Genomic DNA, 19,894 nt, shown 5'->3' with positions numbered 1-19,894 from the left:
CTGGGGACGATCGGGCGTTGCGGCCTGTCTTTTGCCAGCCCGATCTTTTTGCGACTCCGGGTCCGCGAAATCCCGAACGGTTTCTGAAAATTTTCCGATGTTTGGCTGAGACGATTCCCTGGCGGGCGTCGGTCTCCCGGCTTCAGGCGTCGTTTAAACCCGGCGTGCCTGCCTGCGCAGCCAGTGCTGCAGCTTGATCAGGTGGCGCATAGGCGAGCGGTCGATGCGCTTGACGTCGATCAAGGTGACGCCGCCGCCGTCCGAAAGCGTGTGAAATCCCTGGTCGAAACCGTCGTGCCAGCCTTCGGGCGACAGGCGCCTGACGATATCGGCCGAAAACTCCTCAGGCGTGAGACGGTCGATGCCGAGCAGATTGATGGCGCGGCCGTAGCCGGTCGTGCAGTCCTGTGTCGGGAAATAAAGCTTGTCACCGTCCAGGAACGGCGAGCCGGCAGGCCGCGACGATGCGTGACCCGTGCGCACCGGGTTTTGCTTGTGCTTGTGCCACGGGCCGGTCAGGCTGTCGGCAAAGGCGACATGCAGTTCGCGCGTGTCCCTGCCGTCCGGTCCGAAGAGCGCATGAAACATCCACCAGCGCTGCTGATGGTGAAAGACCGTCGAGTCGACCGCCGGCTCTTCCAGCAGCACGGCGACCGGCTCCCACCTTGTCGGGAAATCGACCGCCCGATAAAGCGTCAGCCGGCCGCTCTGGTAGGCCTCCGGCAGCATGAAGATGTCCTCGCCCGACCGGATCAGTTGCGGATAGGAAAGGTGGAAATGTTCCTTCAGCGCAATGCCGCGCTCCCTCAGCGTCCAGCCCCGGTCGTAGCTGTAGTAGTGGATATCGCCGCGCTTCACCCGGTAGTCATAGGCTTCGACCAGCACGGTGAAGCGATCGCCGTGGGGAAGGCCGAACGGGTCGGCGATGAAGCGGAACGAGCCTTGCGGCGGCAGCCAGATCACACGGCGCCTGTCGAGGCCGTCGGCGGCAAGAACGCCCTGGATCGGCACTGGAACGATCCCCACCTGCCAGATGTCGGCCATTCCCCGTAGTCCCCGCGTCGAGCCCCGGCATTTATGCAGCAAACCACGCCGCGGAAACAGCCTGTGTCAGGCCAGGTTCGGTGTTCACCAACCGCTAACCACGCTGGCGTCGCGGGTCTGCCATGCACAGTTGCCGGCTTCTGGATCAACGACGTCCCCTTGAATACTAAGCACGCTTATTATATATGCCGCTCATGGTTTCCGACGGCATCGACAGACTGGGCTTCCTGATCCACGACGTGCAGCGCCTGATGCGCAAGCGCTTCGAGGCGCGCGCCAGCGGCTTCGGCCTTTCCTCGGCGCAGTGGCGGCTTCTGGTCCGTGTCGCCAAGGAGGCGGGTGTCGCCCAGGCGCGACTGGCCGAGCTTCTCGAAATCGAGCCGATCAGCGTCTCGCGCCTCGTCGACCGGATGGAGGAGGGCGGCTGGATCGAACGTCGCCCCGACGCAGCGGACCGGCGCGTGCGCATGATCTTCCCGACCGCCAAGGCGAGCGAGGCCTATGCCCACGTCAAGAGCCTCGCCGGCGAGGTTTATGAGGAATCGCTGGTCGGCGTGTCGCCGGAAGATCGCCGCGTCCTGATCCGGGCGCTGGATACGATCGTGCAGAACCTGGCCGACGGCGAAGCGCCGTCGCTGGAAAAAATGAAGACTACGGAAGGCACAGCAGCATGAACGCGGTAGCAAAGGTGGACGAGAAGGTCACCAGGCTGGAACGGGAAGCGCCGGCGCAGCCGGTCGCCGAGGCGCCGGCGCAACCGGCGGTCGCCCCGGCGGAGCTCGCTCCCTCGCCGCAACCGGCGCCGAAGAAGCAGCGCCGCGCCGGCCGCTTTCTCCTGATGGTCGCGCTGCCCGCGGCACTGCTCGCCGGCGGCGCCTACGTCTGGGTCACCGGCGGCCGCTACCAGGAGACCGAGAACGCCAATCTGCAGCAGGCCAAGGTGTCGATCGCTTCCGACACGGCGGGTCGCATCGTCAAGGTCGGCATCGCCGACAACCAGCTCGTCAAGCAGGGTGACGTGCTGTTCGCCGTCGACCCCGAATCCTACCGGATCGCGCTCGCCCAGGCCGATGCGGCGGTCGCCACCGCCCGCCTCAATGTCGAGCAGCTGCGCGCCGCCTACAGCCAGGCGATGGCGCAGGAGAAGTCCGACACCAGCGAAGTCGCCTACGCGCAGTCGCAATACGACCGCGCCGCCGACCTTGCACAGAAGGGCATCAACGCCAAGTCGTCGCTGGACGAGGCCAGGAACGACCTCGACAAGGCCAGGCAGCAGCTGGCGGTGGCCGAGCAGGGCATCATCAGCGCCAAGGCGGCGCTCGGCGGCAATCCCGACATCGAGACCGACAAGCACCCGACGGTGATGGCGGCGCTCGCCGCGCGCGACAAGGCCGCCTATGACCTGGCGCAGACGACGGTCACGGCGCCGGCCGACGGTGTCGTCAGCCAGGCCTCCTCGTTCAAGGTCGGCCAGTATGTCGCCACCGGCACGCCGCTGTTCTCGCTGGTCGAGACCGGCGACACGTGGATCGACGCCAATTTCAAGGAAACCCAGCTCACCCACATGAAGCCGGGCCAGAAGGCGGAGATCGTCGTCGACACCTATCCGGGCAAGACCTTCGAGGCCACGGTCAAGGCGATCGGCGCCGGCACCGGGGCGGAGTTCTCGCTGCTGCCGGCGCAGAACGCCACCGGCAACTGGGTCAAGGTCACGCAGCGCATTCCCGTGCGCCTGGAGCTGACCGATCCCGACGCCAAAATGGCGCTGCGCACCGGCATGAGCGCCACCGTCACCGTCGACACCGGCGTGGCGCGCGGCCTGCCGAAGATCTTCGGCCGCGCCACGGCCGGCGAGGCGGCCGAGTAGGCGACGATCCCGGATTGGCGGCCGGAATGGACAAGTGGCGGAAGCCTGCCGGGGACCCGGCGGGTGGAAGCAAAACGGCAGGGGATTGGTCCGATGGGAGGAGTGGGAAGGAGCGGGATTTGAACCGGGGCCGCGTCGCGGCCTGATCGAAATCTGAAGCCTTCGACACAGACCTCTTCGGTCCTCAGGTTTCCGGGCGGCAGGCGTCCGATCAAAAGAGACTTTCGTTCGATGTAACCCCCACATCGATAGTCGCGTCCCACCGCGATGAGGGTCTCCAAACGGAAGGCCTCGCCGCCCGGAAACCGTCGTGTACACGTTTTTGTTACCTGCTGGAAGTTCCGCATCATGAGCACGCCAGAACCCTTCAAGGAAGTACCGCACCGCGGCCTGATCACCGTCGCGCTGATGCTGGCCACCGTCATGCAGGCGCTAGACACGACGATCGCCAACGTCGCGCTGCCGACCATGACCGGCGATCTCGGCGCTTCTCCGGACAACATCAACTGGGTGCTGACTTCCTACATCGTCGCGGCGGCGATCATGACGCCGGTCACCGGCTGGCTTGCCGACCGGCTCGGCCGCAAGGAGCTGTTCCTGACGGCCGTTGTCGGTTTCACCATCTTCTCCATGCTGTGCGGCCTGGCGTGGAGCCTCGAGACCATCGTGCTGTTCCGGCTGCTGCAAGGCGTATTCGGCGCCGCGATCGTGCCGCTGTCGCAGACCTTCCTGCTCGACATCAACCCGAGGGAGCGCCACGGCCAGGCGATGGCCATCTGGGGCGCCGGCATCATGCTGGGGCCGATCCTGGGCCCGACGCTCGGCGGCTGGCTGACCGAGAATTTCAACTGGCGCTGGGTGTTCTTCATCAACCTGCCGGTCGGCATCCTCGCCTTCCTCGGCATGGCCGCCTATCTGCCTGCGGTCGCCAAGCGCGTGCGCAGCTTCGATTTCTTCGGCTTCGCCATGATCTCGCTCGGCGTCGGCGCGCTGCAGCTGATGCTGGATCGCGGCGGCGAGGTCGACTGGTTTTCCTCCGTCGAGATCTGGATCGAGCTCGGCCTTGCCATTACCGGCTTCTGGGTGTTCACCATCCACACGGTGACGGCGGAGCACCCCTTCATCGACCCCAAGATATTCCTCGACCGCAATTTCGTGACCGGCCTGGCGTTCATCTTCGTCATGGGCGTGCTCATCCTGGCCTCGATGTCGCTCCTGCCGCCCATGCTGGCGAACATTTTCGGCTATCCGACCATGACCATCGGCGTCGTCATCGGTCCGCGCGGTATCGGCACGATGATCTCGATGCTCCTGGTCGGCCGCATCATGCACAGGGTCGACGCCAGGATCCTCGTGGTCATCGGCTTCCTGTTGACCGCGCAGTCGCTCTACACCATGTCCAGCTTCTCGCCGCAGATGGACAATTGGCTCATCCTGACCTCCGGCGTGATCCAGGGCCTGGGCATGGGCATGGTGTTCGTGCCGCTGTCGACGATCGCTTTCGCCACGCTCGACGCGCGCTACCGCACCGATGCCACCGCGCTGTTCAGCCTGGTGCGCAATCTCGGCTCCTCGATCGGCGTGTCGGTGGTGACGGTTCTGATGGTGCGCAACACGCAGATCAACCACACCGAGCTTGCGGCCTTCATCAACCCGTTCAACCCCAATTTGTGGGCGGCCTCGCCGGCGGCGGCGAGCGGCGATCCGACGGCGCTGTCGCAGGTCGATCGGCTGGTCAACATCCAGGCGATGATGATTTCCTACGTCAACGACTTCAAGATCCTGATGGTGATGACGCTGCTCGCCATCCCGTTCGTCTTCCTGCTGCGCAAGCCGAAGGCGGCGCCGGCCGCCGGCGCCCCTGCCGCACACATGGACTGACGGTTGCTGAAGCAATTCCAGGAAAAGTGTGAAACGGTTTTCCGTCCGGAATTGCGTACAAAATAGTCAGAGCAGTTCAGCGGTTCTACCAGACGCTGAACTGCTCTGATCGCGAGGCGGAGCCGCCGCGCCTGCATCCGGGACTGAAATCGTGGCGGGGGAACAGCGCAAGGATTCTCGGATATCTACAACCGACTGCGCCTGGTTCATCTACCATTAGTATATATCGATCACGATGTCGTCGCTTTTGGGTTGAAAGCGAGCCGTGTTGCTTTGCGCCGGCACCAAACTGGAGGAACTCTGTTTGGGCGAGAAATCATCCAGGAAAGCCGCCGAGACACCCGAGTCGGCCAATCTGGCGGCGCTGGCGAAGCTGACCATCGCTTCATACGAAACGCTCGAGCGCGATCTGCGAGCCAGGATCGCAACGCTCGAAGGGCAGGCGCTGCGATTTGAGACGGCGATCGACAACGTTTCGCAAGGCATCTGCTTTTTCGACGCCGCCGAACGATTGATCCTGTGCAACCGCCGCTACGCTGAAATCTACCACATTGCGCCAGAGCAATTGCAGCCGGGTGTGACGCTCCGGGAAATCGTCGAACATCGCGTCGCCGCCGGGACATCTGTGACCGATGCCGACGCCTATCTTGCATTGGCCCGCTCCGTCAATTCGGGCATGGCTCCAAGGGTATGGACCGCCAACCTCGCCGACGGTCGGACGGTTCAGGTCTGCCATCAGCCCATGGCCGACGGCAGCTGGGTGGCCACGCATGAGGACATTACCGCGCTCGTTGCCAACCGACAGATCGTCGACGAGCGCATCTCGTTGCAAACGCTGATCGACTGGGTGCCCGATTATCTCTGGGTCAAGGACACGGAGAGCCGCTTCGTCGTGGCCAACAGGGCGCTTGCGGTCGACAGCGGGCGGGAGAAGACGAGTGACATGATCGGCTTGACCGATTTTGATCTCCATGCCCCGGAACTTGCGCAGAAATTTCGCGCGGTGGAACAGACCGTGCTCAGCAGCGGCCAACCCATGATCGACAAGGAAGAGTTCATTGTCGACGCGTCGGGCGCCGGCAAGTGGGTGTCATCGACAAAGGTGCCGTTGCGCAATGCCCACAATGACATCATCGGTCTGGTCGGCATCGCGCACGATGTCACCGCACGCAAGCAGGCGGACGTCCTTCGCGAGGGGCAGGCGCACATCCTGGAAATGATCGCGATGAGCGCCCTGCTCGAAGACGTGCTCGACCGTCTGATGCGCCTCGTCGAGTCGCAGCTGACCGGGATCTTCGGTTCCGTCCTGCTGCTGGACAAGGACGGCAGCCATTTGCGGCACGGCGGCGCGCCGAGCCTGGCGAAGGAATACACCGCTGCCATCGACGGGATCGCCATCGGCCCCAAGGTTGGGTCATGTGGCACCGCCGTCTATCGGCGGGAGCCGGTCATCGTCGCGGACATCATGCAGGACCCGCTTTGGGAAGAATACCGTCAGGTGGTGGCGCCCTTCGGGTATCGTTCCTGCTGGTCGACCCCGATCCTGTCGCATCAAGGCGCCGTGCTCGGTGTCTTTGCGATGTATTCGATGACGGTGCGCGAACCGACCGAGGCCGAAACGCGGCTGATCGACTTCACGACGCGGATTGCGGGGATCGCCATCGAGCGCAAACTGGCTGAAGACCAGATTCATTTCATGGCCAACCATGATGTGCTGACAGGGCTTCCAAATCGCGCTCTGCTCGAGGACCGGCTCTCGCAGGCACTGCTCTATGCGCAGCGATACGATCGCTGGGTGACGGTGGTGTTCATCGACCTCGACAATTTCAAACTCGTCAACGATACGCTCGGCCACAATGCCGGCGACGTGCTGCTGAAGACCGTTGCCAACCGCATGGTCGACTGCGTAAGGCCGACCGACACAGTCGTGCGGCTTGGCGGCGACGAGTTCGTCATAGTCCTGTTCGACCAGCCGACGAACGTCGATCTGATCTCCGAGACCCTGCAAAAGATCCGGGCGGCGATCGCGGAGCCGGTTCATCTGGGAAGGCATCGGCTGAGGGCGACGGCCAGCATCGGCATCGCCAACTATCCCAAGGACGGGACGAGTCCGGATCAGCTGCTGGCCAATGCCGATGCCGCAATGTACCGCGCGAAGGAATTCGGCCGCGACAATTTCCAGTTCTACGCTCCCGAGTTCAACACCAGGGCGCATGAGAAATTCCTGCTTCAGGAGGAATTGCGAAATGCCCTGGCGCGCTCGGAGTTCATTCTGCTCTACCAGCCGCAGGTGGATCTTCGCTCAGGAGAGGTCTTTGCAGTCGAAGCCTTGCTGCGCTGGAAGCATCCGACACGAGGCATGGTGGCGCCGGACACGTTCATTCCGACCGCCGAGGAGACCGGGCTGATCGTGCCGATCGGCGACTGGGTCCTGCACGAAGCCTGTCGGCAGAACAAGGCCTGGCAGGATGCCGGTCTGCCGCCCCTGACGGTCTGCGTAAACGTCTCGGCGCGGCAATTCAGGGAACCGAACCTGATTGGCCGTGTCGTGAACGCGCTGACGGACAGCGACCTGGAGGCCAGATATCTCGAGCTCGAGGTAACCGAGAGCCTTATCATGCAGGACGTCGAATTGGCGGTCGCGACGATGGACGCCTTGCAGAGCCTGGGGGTTCAGATATCGATCGACGATTTCGGAACAGGCTATTCCAGCCTTAGCGCGCTCAAGACCTTTCCCGTGGCGCGGCTGAAGATCGACAAGTCATTCATCAAGGATCTCGCCGCCGACGAGAACGATCAGGCTGTCGCCAGCGCCGTGATTTCGCTGGGTCAGAATCTGCATCTGAGGGTCATTGCCGAGGGCGTCGAGACGGACGACCAGGTGGCCTTCCTGCGCAAGAACAATTGCGATGAAATGCAGGGCTATCATTTCAGCAAGCCGGTCTCTGCCCAGGGCATCGAGAAGCTGCTCCACACGGCGAGCGTGGCGGATGACGGCCAAGGCGTTCCGGCGTCGGGAACCCTGACGACAAAACAGGGATAGGCGAGGCCTATCTCCCGAGCACGAGGCTCCAGTAGCGCAGGCTCGGATCGCGGCCGTCGCGCACATAGGCGAGGCCGAAGCGGGAGAAGTCCGGGTCGAGCATGTTGCGGCGGTGGCCGTCCGAATGCATCCAGATGTCGAACAGCTTCTGCAGGTCGAATCGGCCCTCGGCGATGTTCTCGCCTGCGGCGCCGCGCACGCCATTGTCCTTCATGCGCGAGGCGAAGTCCTTGCCCCAGCCGGTGGTGTGGCTCATCCGGGCACGTGACGCCATGTAGCCGGCTTGCTGCAAGGCTGCCTGCTCGAGCTGCGTGTCTGGAACCAGCGCCGGAAGCCCGGCGGAGGACCGGATGCCGGCGAGCGTCGTCGTGGCTGAGGAGGAGACGCCTGCGCCTTCGCCGGTCGGCAGCACGGCGGTCGAGCAGGCGGCAAGCCCGGCCAGCGCGGCAAGAGCAGCGCCCTTCAGCAGCAGGCGCCTGTTCGGGTTCGGGATCGGGTGGTTTTCGAGTCGCGCAACGGTCATACCCGCCTGAAATAATGGTGATCATGGCTTTTGCCGGGCAGGGCGGCGAAAATCTCGGTAGACGGCCCTAGGCTGCGGTTTCGAGATTTGCTTCCGAGCCGCCGGTCCGGTCGTCCTGCGTATGCACCCACCAAGCGCCGAGCGCATCGATCAGCGGCACAAGCCTGCGGCCGGGTTCCGTAAGGTCGTAGTCGACGCGCAGCGGATAGCCTTGATGCGCGGTCCGCCGCACAATCCCGGCGTCCTCCAGCTTGCGCAGTTCCAGCGCCAGGATGCGGTGCGAAACGGTCGGATTGTCGCGCCTGAGTTCGCTGAAGCGTTTGGTGCCGTCCTTCAGATAGTAGAGCAGCAAGGTCGGCCAGCGGCCGCTGAGCACGCGCATGGTCTCTTCGATCGGGCAGCGCGAGACGACATCTTTCATGGGGAGGGACCTGGACGCGTGGTTACAGAATAGTGCGTAATTTACATGGGGCGACCGGTGTTTAGGGTCAAGTTTCGCTGCGCGGCGTGACCCTCGAACATGGAAGAGACAACACATGGAACCTATCCTCCTTTACGGCTTCCCGGCGGGAAGCTCGATGGGGCTCGTCGCTGCCTTCGAACGCCTCGGGCTGCCCTACCGGCTGTGCCGGGTGGACATGCTGGCCGACATGAAGAACGAAGCCTATGCCGGCATCAACGGCCGGCAGGAAACGCCGGTGCTGATCACCGACGAGGGCAAGGTGCTGACCGAGACCATGGCGATCGCCGCATGGCTCGAGGCCCGCGATACGCAGCGCCGCATCAGCTTCGATCCGCGCACGCCGGAAGCCGATCGGATGCACCAGCTGGTGGCTTTCGTGAACACCGGCTTCACCGCCGCGTTCATGCCGCTCTGGGCGGCGTTGGAAATGGCGTCGCCCGATCCGGTGCTGCAGGCGACCTTGCGCGACTTCGGCCGCAAGGCCGTCGCCGAGCGTCACGACAAGCTTGAGGCGATGATCAACGGAACCGAGTTCCTGGCCGGGGACCGGCTGACGCTGGCCGATACCACGCTGATCGGCGTGGCGCGCTGGGCCGAATTTCACCAGGCCATCGAGGGCGCCGATTACCCCAGGCTTGCCGCCCTGCGCCGCCGCATCGAGGCCGTGCCGGAGGTGCGCTACGCGCTTGCCGTCGAGAATGGCGAAATGCCTGTCGGCTCGGGCGCCTGCCTGGGGCATGTCCCGCTGGCCGAGGTGATCGACCGCTTCGCGGCCTGATACGCGACGCGCCTTTGGTCAACGGGCGGCGCCAGCGTGGCTGGCGCCGCCCGAATAGGACCTATTTCACCAGAGCCAGGACGAAAGGTGCCTGAAAGGTGTCCTCCATGCTGGAGGCCGTGTAACTTGGCGGCGCCGAACGGCTGGACGCTTTCGCCGTCAGCGTTGCGCTTCGGTCGCCATCCTCAGCGCCAGCGCCGCCAGCACGGTGCCCATCATCCAGCGCTGGATGACCATCCACAACGGCCGTCCGGCGAGGAACGTCGCGATCGAACCGGCGGTCACCGCGATGATGGCGTTGACGGTGAGGCTGATCGAGATCTGGGTGACTCCAAGCACCAGCAGTTGCGACAGCACATGGCCCTTGGCCGGGTTGATGAATTGCGGCAGCAGCGAAAGGTAGAGCACCGCCACCTTGGGGTTGAGCAGATTGGTCATCAGCCCCATGGCGAACAGCCTGCGCGGTCCGTCCTTCGGCAATTCGCGAACCTCGAACGGCGAGCGCCCGCCGGGCCTCACCGCTTGCCAGGCGAGCCACAGAAGATAGAGCGCGCCGGCGATGCGTAGCGCATCATAGGCGAAGGGCACGGCGAGCAGCAGCGCGGTGATGCCGAAGGCCGCCGAGACCACGTAGAACAGGAAGCCGCAGGCGACGCCGCCGAGCGAGATCAGCCCGGCCTTCGGCCCTTGCGACAGCGAACGCGAGATCAGGTAGATCATGTTCGGCCCGGGCGTCAGCACCATACCGAGGCAGACCAGCGCGAAAGCGAAGTGGTTTGCGGTGTCGGGCATCGATGCGTCTCCGGGTGGTGGCGGGCCCATTCACCACGCGCTTTCATCGATCGCAAGGGCATGCCGGCGGGAGTTCTTACTCCAGCGTTGAAAATTGGCAGCGTCCGCGCCGGCGCCTCCAACGCCGGGTGGTTTACCCGACGACGCGCAAATTCGACAGCTCGTTGGCGATTTCCTTGAAATTGTCGGACAGCGTGGCGCCCGTCGCGTTCCAGAACAGCTTGGCCGGCTTGCTGGGGTCGGTCGGATCCTTGCGGAAGCGCGAGTCGGAAGAGCATGCCTTCAGCGCGTCCATCGCCTTCTTGTCGCCGGCATCGGTCGCGGACATGTCGAGCGCGACGGTCATGACCATGATGTTGGCCGCCTTGGCGTTGTCGCACAGGCTCGCCATCTGTTCGTTGAGCGCGGCGGTGTAGTTGCTGGACGAATAGTTGAACTGGCCGATGGCGTTCGACGTGCCGGTGAACAGCCGGGTCACGGCGGTGTCGTAATAGGCGAGGCCGGTGTAGCCATAGGCGGCATAGGTCGACTTGTTGCCGGCCGGGTCGCTGCTGACCGTCGAATAGGTGTTCTCGCCGTCGGTGAGCACGATGACGACCTTGTCGTTGCCGCGCTCGCTCTCCAGCCGCCCTTCGGTGAAGGGCTCGGTGCTCGACACGGTGCGCCAGCCCCAGGCCATGCCTTCCGGGACATTGGTGTTGCCGTTCGGCTGCATCAGGTCGATCGCCGCCTTGATCGCGGTCAGCCCCGCCGCCTGGGTGACATCGGTCAGCGGCGTGATCGGCGTCGTGGTGCAGCTGTAGTTGGGACCGGCGCCGGTCGACAGCACCGGCGCATTGATCGGCCGCGGCTGGAAATACTTGGCCATGTTGGATTGCCGCGTCTTGCCGGTGGTGCTCGACGGATCGTCGTTCCACCAGCTGTTGGCAGCGCCGTAGGTCACCGGCTTCGCCTCGTCGGGATCCTGCGTCAAATACCAGTGGTTGCCAGGCTCGTCCGGCGCGAACATCGGCACGAACATGGTCGCCGGGTCGCCGACGCCGGTGCCGGTGTTGTTGGGGCCGCCGGAGGCCGCCGCGTCATTGACGTTGTAGGGGTAGGGCCTGACCTCGACGCAGCCCTGCCAGCTGGCGAACGGGCCATAGGTGTCGTTGTAGTCGTATTCGTCGTGGCTGCGCTTGCAGGTGTGGTTGGAGCGGTATTCGTCGCAGACGACACGCTTGGAGCCGACGATGCGCTCGTGGCTGGTGACCACCTTCATGTCGCGATAGAGCGAGAAGCGAGTGAGCATCTGGCCTTCCTGCTCGCCCCAGTCTGAGCCCTTCTTGTACCAGATGCCGTTGATCTTCTGCGCGTATTTGTTGGTGGCGTTCAGCGTCGTCCAGTCGAAATTCTCATGGTGGATCGGTGACAGCCCGTAGGTGTCCATCCAGGAAGCATTGTCGTTCTGCGTCCCGACATTCACCGAGGCGGCGAAGGGCACGATGCTGAACTGGACCGGCTTGTCGATCTGCTTGATCGCGGCCGCCTGCTGCGCCAGCGTGTCGACGAGCTGCTTGGCGGCCTGCTTGAGCAGGTCGATGCGCTTCTGCCCCGCACCGGTGCCGAGGTTGCTCATCGAGCCGGAATTGTCGAGCACCATGGCGACTTCGAGCGTGTTCTTAAGGCGCACTTCCGAGCAGACGGAGTAGTTGACGTCCGAAGACTCCTTATCGACCAGCAGCGCCGCTGCCGGCAGGAAATAGGGCTTGTACACCAGCGCCGCGCAGAGCTTGACCAGGCCGCCGCCGGTCGTGCTGCTGGGCAGCGTGACGCTGAGCGTGGTGTTGGCCGGATCGATGCTGTCGCCGAGGTTGGCCCTGAAGAACTCCAGCGCATAGGCCCTCAACTGGTCGTCGGTGGCGCCTTCGGCAAGGCGACGGGCGGTGGCGAAGTTGGCGGCGTCGAGCGCGTTCACCACCCTCTGCTTCTCGTTGACCACGCCCGAATAGTCGACGCTCAGCGCCACCGCGCCCATCAGCGGCACCATGGCGACCGCGGTCAAGAGAGCATAGTTGCCGCGCCGGTCGCGGCAGAAGTCACGCCAGAATCCACGCATGTGTTGTAAGCGGCCCCGCCTGCGGATCTTTTGCCCAGGCCACCGTTTCACAAAACGCTGAAGGACGGGTGTGGGAAACCGCTCGATTGCAGCCTCGGTGTTTCACCGAACGCTAACCAATCGCGCCGGGGCAAGGCCGCATCGTTCAAGGAAACGGCCCGCGAAGGCAGCGCGTTTCGCCGCGTCGATTGCCCCTTGATCAGCCGACAATGCGCAGGTTCGACAGTTCGTCGGCGATTTCCTTGAAGCTTTTCGACAGCGTGGCGCCGGTCGCGTTCCAGTACAATTTGGCCGCAGTCTTGCCGGTCGGGTCGGCCGGGTCTTTTCGGAATCTCGAGTCCGAGGAACACGTCTTCAGCGCGGTCATTGCGGCCTTTTCCGCGGATTTGGTGTCCACGAGGTCAAGCGAAACCGTCATCACGATGATGTTCGAATTCTTTGCATTGGCGCAAAGCGTCTGCATCTGCTCGTCGAGCGCCGTCGTGTAGTTGGCGCCGGTGTAGGTCGTCTTGCCAACGGAAGCGCTGGTGTTCATGAACAGCCGGGTCACCGTACCGGAGCCTGGATAGGTCAGGCCCGTGTAGCCGTACGCGGCGTAAGTCGACATGTTCTTGGCATAGGTGGCGTCGGCGATCGGGCTGTAGGTGTTTGCGCCGTCGGTCAGCACGATGACGACCTTGTCGTTGCCTTTTTCGCTGTTGGCCCGACCGTCCGTGAAAGGCTCATTGCTCGACAGCACCCGCCAGCCCCAGGCAAGCCCTTCCGGCACGTTGGTGTTGCCCGTCGGCGTCATTGCGCTGATGGCGTTTGTGATGGTGCTCTTGCCTGTGGTCGTGGTTATGTCCTGCAACGGTGTGATGGCGGAAGTCGTGCACCCGGAGTTGGGGCCGCCGTCAGCCGGCTCCGCCGCCGCATTGTAGGGCTTTGTGACGAAATACTTTCGCATGTCCGACTGGCGTTTCGCGACGGCCAGGCTGTCGGCCGAGTCCACCCACCAATTGTTCGGGTAACCCCATGACGTCGTGCTGACGTGGGTGGAGTCGGTCCAGAAATTGCCGGCCTCGTCCGGAGCGAACATCGGCACGAACAGGCTGGCGGGTGTGGACGTTGTCGGCGTCGTGTCGTCGGCATTGTAAGGATACGGCCTTGCTTCCAAGCAGCCTTTCCAGGCTTGGTATTGGGCGGTCGTGTCGACATAAGTCTGACACGTGCCGTGGTTCTTCTTGGTGCAGGTTCGCGTCGTGGCCATCATATCCTGGTAGAGGGTGAAGCGGGTCATTGCCTTGCCCGCGTCCGCTCCCCAGCCGGTGCCCCTCTGGTAGTAGGCGGCACCGACTTTCTCGATGTATTTGTTCGGATCGACGCCGGAGACGTTCTTGTACATCTGGGTCCAGTCGAAATCCTCATGATGTATCGGCGAGATGCCGTCGAGATCCATCCAGGTCTTGTCCTTGTTGGCTGAGCCGACATTGACCGAGGCCGAAAAGGGTACCAGGGCGAACTGCACCGGCTTGGTGACCTGCTTCATTTGCCCTGCCTGCAGGGCCAACGTGTTGACGAGTTCGGTCGCGGCGGTCTTGAGCAGCTCTATGCGCTGCTGGCCTGTACCGGATCCATTCGTGCTCATCGAGCCGGAATTGTCGAGCACCAGGGCAACCTCGAGAGTGTTCTTGAGGCGAACTTCCGAGCACGCGGTCAAAGTCGTGTCGCCGGCAGTCCTGCCGATCAGCATCGCCGCGGCTGGCAGGAAATAAGGATGGTAGCGCAGGGTCGCGCAAAGCTTCAGCGTGCCGCCGCCGGCATTGTTGCTGGGCAAGGTGACGCTCAGCGCCGTGTCAGCCGGGCTGACATGCGACAGATTGGCTTCGAAGAAGTTCTTCGCATAGGCTTTGGCGTCGGCGTCGCTTACATTGGCGACGATCTGCTGCGCGGTGGCGACGCCCGCGGCATCCAGCGCGTTCAGCGTTTCCTGCTTTTGGCGCACCAGGTCCGTATAGTCGACCGCAAGCGCAACCGCGCCCATCAGGGGCACCATGGCGATGGCGGCGATCAAGGCATAGTTGCCGCGCCTGTCGCGCGCGAACCTGCGCATCGTCGCTTCGAATCTGCGGATCATCGCCTTTAGCCCCCGCTAATGTACGACCAAAGTCGTAGTTGATCTGCGACCATGCCCACAGATCATTAAATTTCAGGTTGCGCGAATGCATCCAACATCAACCTGCGTTTTCAAGGCTCGTTAACTATCGGGCCAGCTGCGTGGATGCCCCCGGGAATTCCACCGCGACGCAGGTCCGGTCTTCAGCATCCGTCCCGCCGCTGCGGCCGGTGCCTGTCGAAAGCTGGTGACAGGATGAGGCGCTTCGGTTAATGCGGGACCGGCCGCGGCGGACCGTCGGCGGCGGCTCTCGCAACAACCACCTTGGGAAAACGGCATGGCGGATTCGCCCGACATCATCGGCTCGCTCGCGGAGCTGTCGGGCTCGTATGAGGCCATCCTGTGCGATGTCTGGGGCGTGGTGCACAATGGCGAATGGCATTTTCCGCAGGCTGCGCAGGCGCTGGCCGCGGCACGCGCGGCGAACGTGCCCGTCGTGCTGATCACCAACTCGCCCCGCCGCAGTGCCGATGTGGTGGCGCAGATGAACGCGATCGGCGTCCCCACTGACGCCTATGACCGCATCGTCACCTCCGGCGATGTCACCCGCGACCTGATCGCCGAAGGGCCGAGGAAAATCTTCCATATCGGTCCCGACCGCGATTTCACCCTTTATGACGGGCTCGGCGTCGATCTGGTCGAGGAGTTCGAGGCCTCGGGCGTGGTCTGCACCGGCCTGTTCGACGACGAGGTTGAAAAACCGTCCGACTATGCCGAGCTGCTGCGGCGGCTGCGCGCTCGCGATCTGCCCTTCATCTGCGCCAATCCCGACATCGTGGTCGAGCGCGGCGAGCGCATGATCTGGTGCGCCGGGGCGCTTGCCCGCGACTACGCCCAGCTCGGTGGGCGAACGCTCATCGCCGGCAAGCCCTACGCGCCGATCTACGACGTTGCGATGAAGGAGGTTGCCAGCCTGATCGGTCGCCCGGTCGAGCGTTCGCGGGTGCTGGCGATCGGCGACGGCATGATGACCGATATCAAGGGCGCGGCCGACAATGGCTTCGAAGTGCTCTATGTCTCGGGCGGCATCCATGCGCGCGACTATGGCGACCCGCTGCAGCCTGACCGCGAGCGGCTGGCCGCCTTCCTGGAAAAGCATGGCTACCGCCCGGTCGCCGTCATTCCGAGACTGCAATAGGGGCGTTCCATGACGGAAACCTCGAAACCCTTTGACCGCATCTCGGCGACGTCGCCGCTGCCCGCCCATTTGCGCGGCGGCGTGGTGGCGATCGGCAATTTCGACGGCGTCCATCGCGGCCACCAGGCGGTGCTGGAGCGCGCGCTCGCCGAGGCCGGGCGCCGCGGCGCGCCGGCCTTGGTGCTGAGCTTCGAGCCGCACCCGCGAAAAGTGTTCAGGCCCGAAATCCCGCTCTTCGTGCTGACGCCGCCGCCGATGAAGGCGCGCCTCTTGTCGCTCCTCGGTTTCGCCGCCCTGGTCGAGCAGCCCTTCACACGCGAATTCGCCGCGCTCTCGGCCGAGGCCTTCGTGACCGACGTCCTGGAGAAGAACCTCGGCATCGCGCACACCGTCACCGGCTTCGACTTTCATTTCGGCAAGGACCGCCAGGGCGGGCCCGCCTTCCTGATGGCGGCGGGCGAGCGCCATGGTTTCGGTGTGACGTTGGTCGATGCCTTTCGCGACGAGGGCGCCGAGGTGATCTCGTCGAGCCGCATCCGCGCCCTTCTCGGCGAAGGCGCCGTGGCCGAGGCCGCCGGCCTGCTCGGCTACCGCTTCACCGTCGAGACCCAGGTGATCAGCGGCCAGCAGCTCGGTCGCACGCTGGGCTTTCCGACCGCCAATATGAGGCTTTCGCCGGAAGCGGCCCTGAAGGAAGGGATTTATGCCGTCCGCTTCCGCCGCGCCGACGGCACGCTGCATGACGGCGTCGCCAGCTTCGGCCGCCGTCCGACCGTCGACGACAATGGCGCGCCGCTGCTCGAGACCTTCGTCTTCGACTTCTCCGGCGACCTCTACGGCGAAACCTGCGAAGTGTCGTTCTTCGGCTACCTGCGGCCGGAGCTGAAATTCGACGGGCTCGACTCGTTGGTCGCGCAGATGAAGCGCGACGAGGCCGAGGCGAGGGCGCTGCTGGCAGGCGTCCGCCCGCTGTCGGAGCTCGACGCCGCGATCGCGTTCTAGCTCGAAATAACTAGATAGAAGTGTTTAGACGCGGGTTGCGGACTCGACCAAACGGCTGAGCCGCGTGCGTGAAGCGCCTCACCGAAGCCGGTCGGGCAGAACGTACCGATGAAGATCGACATCCCGGTCTGGAGCGTCGTCCTCCTTTGTGCTTCGCTGTTCATCCTGTGCGATGGGTTGAGCGCGCATTGGGGCAAGACGGGCAGCGGCCGCAGCCTTGCCGTCGTCATGCTGCTGTCGCCGCTGTCCTACTGGGCCTTCGCCTTCATCAACACCAGGCTGAACCTCGCCGTGACGGGGGCGCTGGTCAACACGATCGTCGTTGCCGGCGCCGTACTGGTCGGCGCGCTCGTCTTCAAGGAGGAAGTCTCCTCGATGCAGTATCTCGGGATCGCGCTGGCGCTGGTCTCGATGACGCTGCTTAATTTGGACTGAGCTATCTCTTCAGCGCCAGTCCGATGGCGATGAAGCTCCATCCCTGGAAGACGAGGTCGATGGCCAGGAACAGGCCGAGCACCCACAGGCTGTTGACCGGCCAGCCCATGGCGATGACGAGGCCGGCGAGCGCGCTGATGACGCCGGCCGCGACCAGCCAGCCCCAGCCTTTCTCCGGCCGGTGGTGGAAGCCTACCCAGGCCCTGAGCACGCCCGAGGCGACGAGCGAGGCCGCCAGCAGCAAGGTCAGCACCGCCGAGGCGAGCGCCGGATTGTCGAAGGCGAAGAAGCCGGCCACGGCGTAGAGCAGGCCGCTCGCCAGCCAATAGAGGAAGCGCCCCAGATGTCGGACCTCCCGGCAGCGGCGGAAACGTCCGAGGCCGGCGCCGCTGCAGGCCATCAACACAATGCGGGAAGCGCAGCAGCCATGCAAAACACGTCGTTCATCAACAACAATGGCATCAAAGTCGCTGGAAACATCCATTATCCGGGTGGCTTTGACGCGAGCAGGAAATATGCGGCCATCATCACTGTTGCGCCCGCCGGCGGGGCAAAGGAACAGACCGCAGGCATTTATGCGAAAAAGATGGCGCAGAGGGGGTTTGTGACAATCGCTTTCGACGCGTCATTCCAGGGCGAAAGCGGTGGGGAGCCCCGGTACAAGGAAGACCCGATAGCACGCGTGGAAGATGTCCGTGGTGCGGTCGATCACCTTGTAAGCCTTCCCTACGTCGATGAAAAACGCATCGGTGTTCTCGGTATCTGTGCGGGTGGCGGCTACGCTGCCAGTGCAGCGATGACCGAGCGGCGCATCAAGGCCGTCGGCCTCTCAGTCCCCGTCAACGGCGGGAGAGAAATGAGGGCTGCCGGCAGGGAAGCGACGATTGCGACCCTTGGCACAATTGCCGAGCAGCGCACGGCCGAGGCTCGTGGAGCCGAGCCGATGATCTTGCCGTGGATCCCTGATGAATACAAAGAATCCGGCGACATCGATCTTCGCCAAGCTTACGACTACTACCGTACGCCCCGCGGTCAGCATCCGAACTGGCAAAACAAATCCCGCTTCGTGGGAATGGACGCCGTGTTGGCGTTCGATGCCTTCTATCTGGCCGACATGCTTCTCACCCAGCCGCTGCAGGTCATCGTCGGCAGCGAGCCAGGCGCTTTCGGTTCCAACCGGGACGGGCACGAAGTCTACGAACGCGTCGGCTCAGCCCAGAAAGACCTGCTGGTTTTCGAGGGAGCGTCGCATTTCGACCTCTATGACAAGCCCGAATATGTCGACAGGGCCGTGGCGAAGTTCGCGGATTTCTATTCGACGCATGTGAAGTCACCCGCCTGAGGCGGGTCGCCCCAACTTCGATACGAACGGAGATCTGTCATGTCTACCGACAGCAGTACTGCTATCTCACAATCTCCCCGCGTGAATCGCCGCGATATTCTGCTAGCGGGCGGCGCGCTGGGATTGACATCATTGATGCCGAGCCTGCCCGCCACGGCGCAGGCGGCCGGCGCCGCAGCGCAATCGAGTTCCGCTCCCGCCGCTGGCCGCAGGAGACTGGGCTCCCTCGAAGTCTCGCCGGTCGGGCTTGGCTGCCAATGGTTGCCTGGGCCAAAGGAGGGCACCGTTTCTGATTTTTACACCAGCACGCTCGACCGCGGCGAAGCGATCCGCCTCATTCGCAGCGCAGTGGATCGAGGTGTGACGCTTATCGATACCGCCGAGATGTACGGGCCTTTCATATCCGAGGACATTGTCGGCGAAGCGCTCCAGGCTGTTCGTGATCAGGTGGCACTGGAGACGAAATTCGGCGGCGATATCGATCCCGACACAGGCAAGATGGGCGAGCGCGGCATGAACAGCCGGCCGGAGCACGTCCGCCGGGCGGTCGAAGGCTGCCTGAAGCGACTGCGAACGGACCGCATCGATCTCTTGTACCAGCATCGTGTCGATCCAACCGTCCCCATCGAGGACGTCGCCGGTGTGGTCAAGGATTTGATGGCGGAAGGGAAAGTCCTCAACTGGGGTCTTTCCGAGCCGGGAATCCAGACCATCCGCCGCGCCCATGCGGAGCAGCCTCTCGCAGCCATCCAGAACGAATACTCGATGCTGTGGCGAGGAGCGGAGGCGGAGGTGCTTCCGCTATGCGAGGAACTGGGTATCGGCTTCGTCTGCTGGAGCCCCCTCGGAATGGGCTTTCTTTCTGGAAAATGAGTGCCGATACCCGGTTTGGAAGCGGCGCTTCCTTCGACCTTCAGCCCGGTGCGGGCTCATTCGATTTCCGTGCTCTTGTTCCCCGTTTCGAACCGGAAAACCTCAAATCCAACATGGCCCTTTACGCCGTGGTGTTGAAATGGGCGCAACGCAAGGAGGCTGCGCCCGCGCAGATCGCACTTGCATGGCTGCTTGCGCAGAAGCCCTGGATCGTTCCGATCCCAGGGACCACAAAGATTGCCCATATGGAACAGAACGTGGGTGCTGCATCGATAACGTTCTCGGCCGCCGAATTGCAGGAGATCAATAGCGATATCGCCAGCGTGGAAATTCACGGAGCCCGTCTTCCCAAGGAAGAGGAGCACGTCGTCGGGGCCGACACTCCGCCGAAACAGTAGTCTGGAGACGGGAAGCAAGCGCAACCATGCCGGGATCCGGCATGGCCGGGCCGCGTCGCATT

Annotated in this window: 15 protein-coding genes and 2 pseudogenes; 10 read left to right on the top strand and 7 right to left on the bottom strand. The window is 63.7% G+C overall.

The genetic code is table 11. The features are described from left to right. Window positions 1-153: 153 nt before the first annotated feature. Window positions 154-1,044 carry a hypothetical protein gene (locus EN846_RS23430; RefSeq protein WP_127393925.1) on the bottom strand — a complete coding sequence of 297 codons (891 nt, stop codon included), beginning with the start codon at window positions 1,042-1,044 and terminating at the stop codon, window positions 154-156. A gap of 194 nt (window positions 1,045-1,238) precedes the next feature. Between EN846_RS23430 and EN846_RS23425 the strand changes: the two genes are divergently transcribed. The 4 genes from EN846_RS23425 (at window position 1,239) to EN846_RS23410 (ending at window position 7,835) form a co-directional block, all read left to right on the top strand. Beyond that, the gene (locus EN846_RS23425; RefSeq protein WP_127393926.1) at window positions 1,239-1,718 is read left to right on the top strand and encodes a MarR family transcriptional regulator; all 480 of its coding nucleotides are present in this window, start codon (window positions 1,239-1,241) and stop codon (window positions 1,716-1,718) included. Continuing rightward, a complete protein-coding gene (locus tag EN846_RS23420) occupies window positions 1,715-2,911 on the top strand; it encodes an HlyD family secretion protein (protein ID WP_128346827.1) in 1,197 nt (398 codons plus the stop codon). The genes EN846_RS23425 and EN846_RS23420 overlap by 4 nt, the downstream gene beginning before the upstream one ends. A 348-nt stretch (window positions 2,912-3,259) precedes the next feature. After that, window positions 3,260-4,792 (top strand): DHA2 family efflux MFS transporter permease subunit, encoded by a 1,533-nt coding sequence (locus EN846_RS23415; protein WP_127392255.1) that lies wholly within the window; start codon window positions 3,260-3,262, stop codon window positions 4,790-4,792. A gap of 304 nt (window positions 4,793-5,096) precedes the next feature. Further along, window positions 5,097-7,835, top strand: a complete 2,739-nt coding sequence (locus EN846_RS23410; RefSeq protein ID WP_245493418.1) for an EAL domain-containing protein — start codon at window positions 5,097-5,099, stop codon at window positions 7,833-7,835. Between the two features lie 7 nt (window positions 7,836-7,842). Here the strand turns inward: EN846_RS23410 and EN846_RS23405 are convergent, their stop codons facing one another. Further along, window positions 7,843-8,358, bottom strand: a complete 516-nt coding sequence (locus EN846_RS23405; protein ID WP_127392256.1) for a CAP domain-containing protein — start codon at window positions 8,356-8,358, stop codon at window positions 7,843-7,845. A 67-nt stretch (window positions 8,359-8,425) separates the two neighbouring features. Next, complete coding sequence (locus EN846_RS23400) at window positions 8,426-8,779, bottom strand: helix-turn-helix domain-containing protein (RefSeq protein WP_127392257.1); 354 nt, start codon at window positions 8,777-8,779, stop codon at window positions 8,426-8,428. A gap of 115 nt (window positions 8,780-8,894) precedes the next feature. Here EN846_RS23400 and EN846_RS23395 point away from each other — a divergent pair, with 115 nt between their 5' ends. Next, on the top strand, window positions 8,895-9,599 hold the full coding sequence (locus EN846_RS23395; RefSeq protein WP_127392258.1) for a glutathione S-transferase family protein: 705 nt from the start codon (window positions 8,895-8,897) through the stop codon (window positions 9,597-9,599). 159 nt (window positions 9,600-9,758) lie between these two features. Here EN846_RS23395 and EN846_RS23390 read toward each other — a convergent pair whose 3' ends face one another. The 3 genes from EN846_RS23390 to EN846_RS23380 all read right to left on the bottom strand — a co-directional run bounded on the left by EN846_RS23390 (window position 9,759) and on the right by EN846_RS23380 (window position 14,605). Further along, window positions 9,759-10,391 carry a LysE family translocator gene (locus tag EN846_RS23390; RefSeq protein WP_127392259.1) on the bottom strand — a complete coding sequence of 211 codons (633 nt, stop codon included), beginning with the start codon at window positions 10,389-10,391 and terminating at the stop codon, window positions 9,759-9,761. 133 nt (window positions 10,392-10,524) lie between these two features. Continuing rightward, entirely contained in the window at window positions 10,525-12,489 is a 1,965-nt protein-coding gene (locus tag EN846_RS23385; RefSeq protein WP_189379684.1) for a pilus assembly protein, read from the bottom strand. Between the two features lie 199 nt (window positions 12,490-12,688). Next, window positions 12,689-14,605, bottom strand: a complete 1,917-nt coding sequence (locus EN846_RS23380) for a TadE/TadG family type IV pilus assembly protein (RefSeq protein ID WP_245493419.1) — start codon at window positions 14,603-14,605, stop codon at window positions 12,689-12,691. Between the two features lie 316 nt (window positions 14,606-14,921). Between EN846_RS23380 and EN846_RS23375 the strand changes: the two genes are divergently transcribed. The 3 genes from EN846_RS23375 to EN846_RS23365 all read left to right on the top strand — a co-directional run bounded on the left by EN846_RS23375 (window position 14,922) and on the right by EN846_RS23365 (window position 17,219). Beyond that, window positions 14,922-15,782, top strand: coding sequence for a TIGR01459 family HAD-type hydrolase (locus tag EN846_RS23375; protein ID WP_135859301.1), 861 nt, complete (start codon window positions 14,922-14,924; stop codon window positions 15,780-15,782). Window positions 15,783-15,791: 9 nt separating this feature from the next. Beyond that, the gene (locus EN846_RS23370) at window positions 15,792-16,784 is read left to right on the top strand and encodes a bifunctional riboflavin kinase/FAD synthetase (RefSeq protein ID WP_128347045.1); all 993 of its coding nucleotides are present in this window, start codon (window positions 15,792-15,794) and stop codon (window positions 16,782-16,784) included. A 108-nt stretch (window positions 16,785-16,892) separates the two neighbouring features. After that, entirely contained in the window at window positions 16,893-17,219 is a 327-nt protein-coding gene (locus EN846_RS23365) for a hypothetical protein (RefSeq protein ID WP_127394026.1), read from the top strand. 1 nt (window position 17,220) lies between these two features. Here the strand turns inward: EN846_RS23365 and EN846_RS23360 are convergent. Further along, window positions 17,221-17,571 (bottom strand): annotated as a pseudogene (locus EN846_RS23360) (DUF308 domain-containing protein); the annotation flags it as partial. 75 nt (window positions 17,572-17,646) lie between these two features. Between EN846_RS23360 and EN846_RS23355 the strand changes: the two are divergent. Both EN846_RS23355 and EN846_RS23350 read left to right on the top strand, forming a co-directional pair. Then, window positions 17,647-18,561, top strand: coding sequence for an alpha/beta hydrolase (locus EN846_RS23355; RefSeq protein WP_135859313.1), 915 nt, complete (start codon window positions 17,647-17,649; stop codon window positions 18,559-18,561). A gap of 39 nt (window positions 18,562-18,600) precedes the next feature. Continuing rightward, a pseudogene (locus EN846_RS23350) lies at window positions 18,601-19,832 on the top strand (aldo/keto reductase). Window positions 19,833-19,894 lie beyond the last annotated feature (62 nt).

It is taken from the genome of Mesorhizobium sp. M4B.F.Ca.ET.203.01.1.1, assembly GCF_004791025.1.
In the GTDB taxonomy this organism is placed as follows: Bacteria; Pseudomonadota; Alphaproteobacteria; order Rhizobiales; family Rhizobiaceae; genus Mesorhizobium; species Mesorhizobium abyssinicae.
Note: the sequence above shows the minus strand (reverse complement) of the source record. Positions and strands in the feature narration are given on the sequence as shown.

Bases quoted from the DNA above. Each gene is read 5' to 3' on its own strand.
- EN846_RS23365 (WP_127394026.1), top strand. From the start codon at position 16,893: ATGAAGATCGACATCCCGGTCTGGAGCGTCGTCCTCCTTTGTGCTTCG.
- EN846_RS23415 (WP_127392255.1), top strand. From the start codon at position 3,260: ATGAGCACGCCAGAACCCTTCAAGGAAGTACCGCACCGCGGCCTGATC.
- EN846_RS23355 (WP_135859313.1), top strand. From the start codon at position 17,647: ATGCAAAACACGTCGTTCATCAACAACAATGGCATCAAAGTCGCTGGA.
- EN846_RS23420 (WP_128346827.1), top strand. From the start codon at position 1,715: ATGAACGCGGTAGCAAAGGTGGACGAGAAGGTCACCAGGCTGGAACGG.
- EN846_RS23400 (WP_127392257.1), bottom strand. From the start codon at position 8,779: ATGAAAGATGTCGTCTCGCGCTGCCCGATCGAAGAGACCATGCGCGTG.
- EN846_RS23385 (WP_189379684.1), bottom strand. From the start codon at position 12,489: ATGCGTGGATTCTGGCGTGACTTCTGCCGCGACCGGCGCGGCAACTAT.
- EN846_RS23430 (WP_127393925.1), bottom strand. From the start codon at position 1,044: ATGGCCGACATCTGGCAGGTGGGGATCGTTCCAGTGCCGATCCAGGGC.
- EN846_RS23390 (WP_127392259.1), bottom strand. From the start codon at position 10,391: ATGCCCGACACCGCAAACCACTTCGCTTTCGCGCTGGTCTGCCTCGGT.
- EN846_RS23370 (WP_128347045.1), top strand. From the start codon at position 15,792: ATGACGGAAACCTCGAAACCCTTTGACCGCATCTCGGCGACGTCGCCG.
- EN846_RS23380 (WP_245493419.1), bottom strand. From the start codon at position 14,605: ATGATCCGCAGATTCGAAGCGACGATGCGCAGGTTCGCGCGCGACAGG.
- EN846_RS23425 (WP_127393926.1), top strand. From the start codon at position 1,239: ATGGTTTCCGACGGCATCGACAGACTGGGCTTCCTGATCCACGACGTG.
- EN846_RS23375 (WP_135859301.1), top strand. From the start codon at position 14,922: ATGGCGGATTCGCCCGACATCATCGGCTCGCTCGCGGAGCTGTCGGGC.
- EN846_RS23395 (WP_127392258.1), top strand. From the start codon at position 8,895: ATGGAACCTATCCTCCTTTACGGCTTCCCGGCGGGAAGCTCGATGGGG.
- EN846_RS23405 (WP_127392256.1), bottom strand. From the start codon at position 8,358: ATGACCGTTGCGCGACTCGAAAACCACCCGATCCCGAACCCGAACAGG.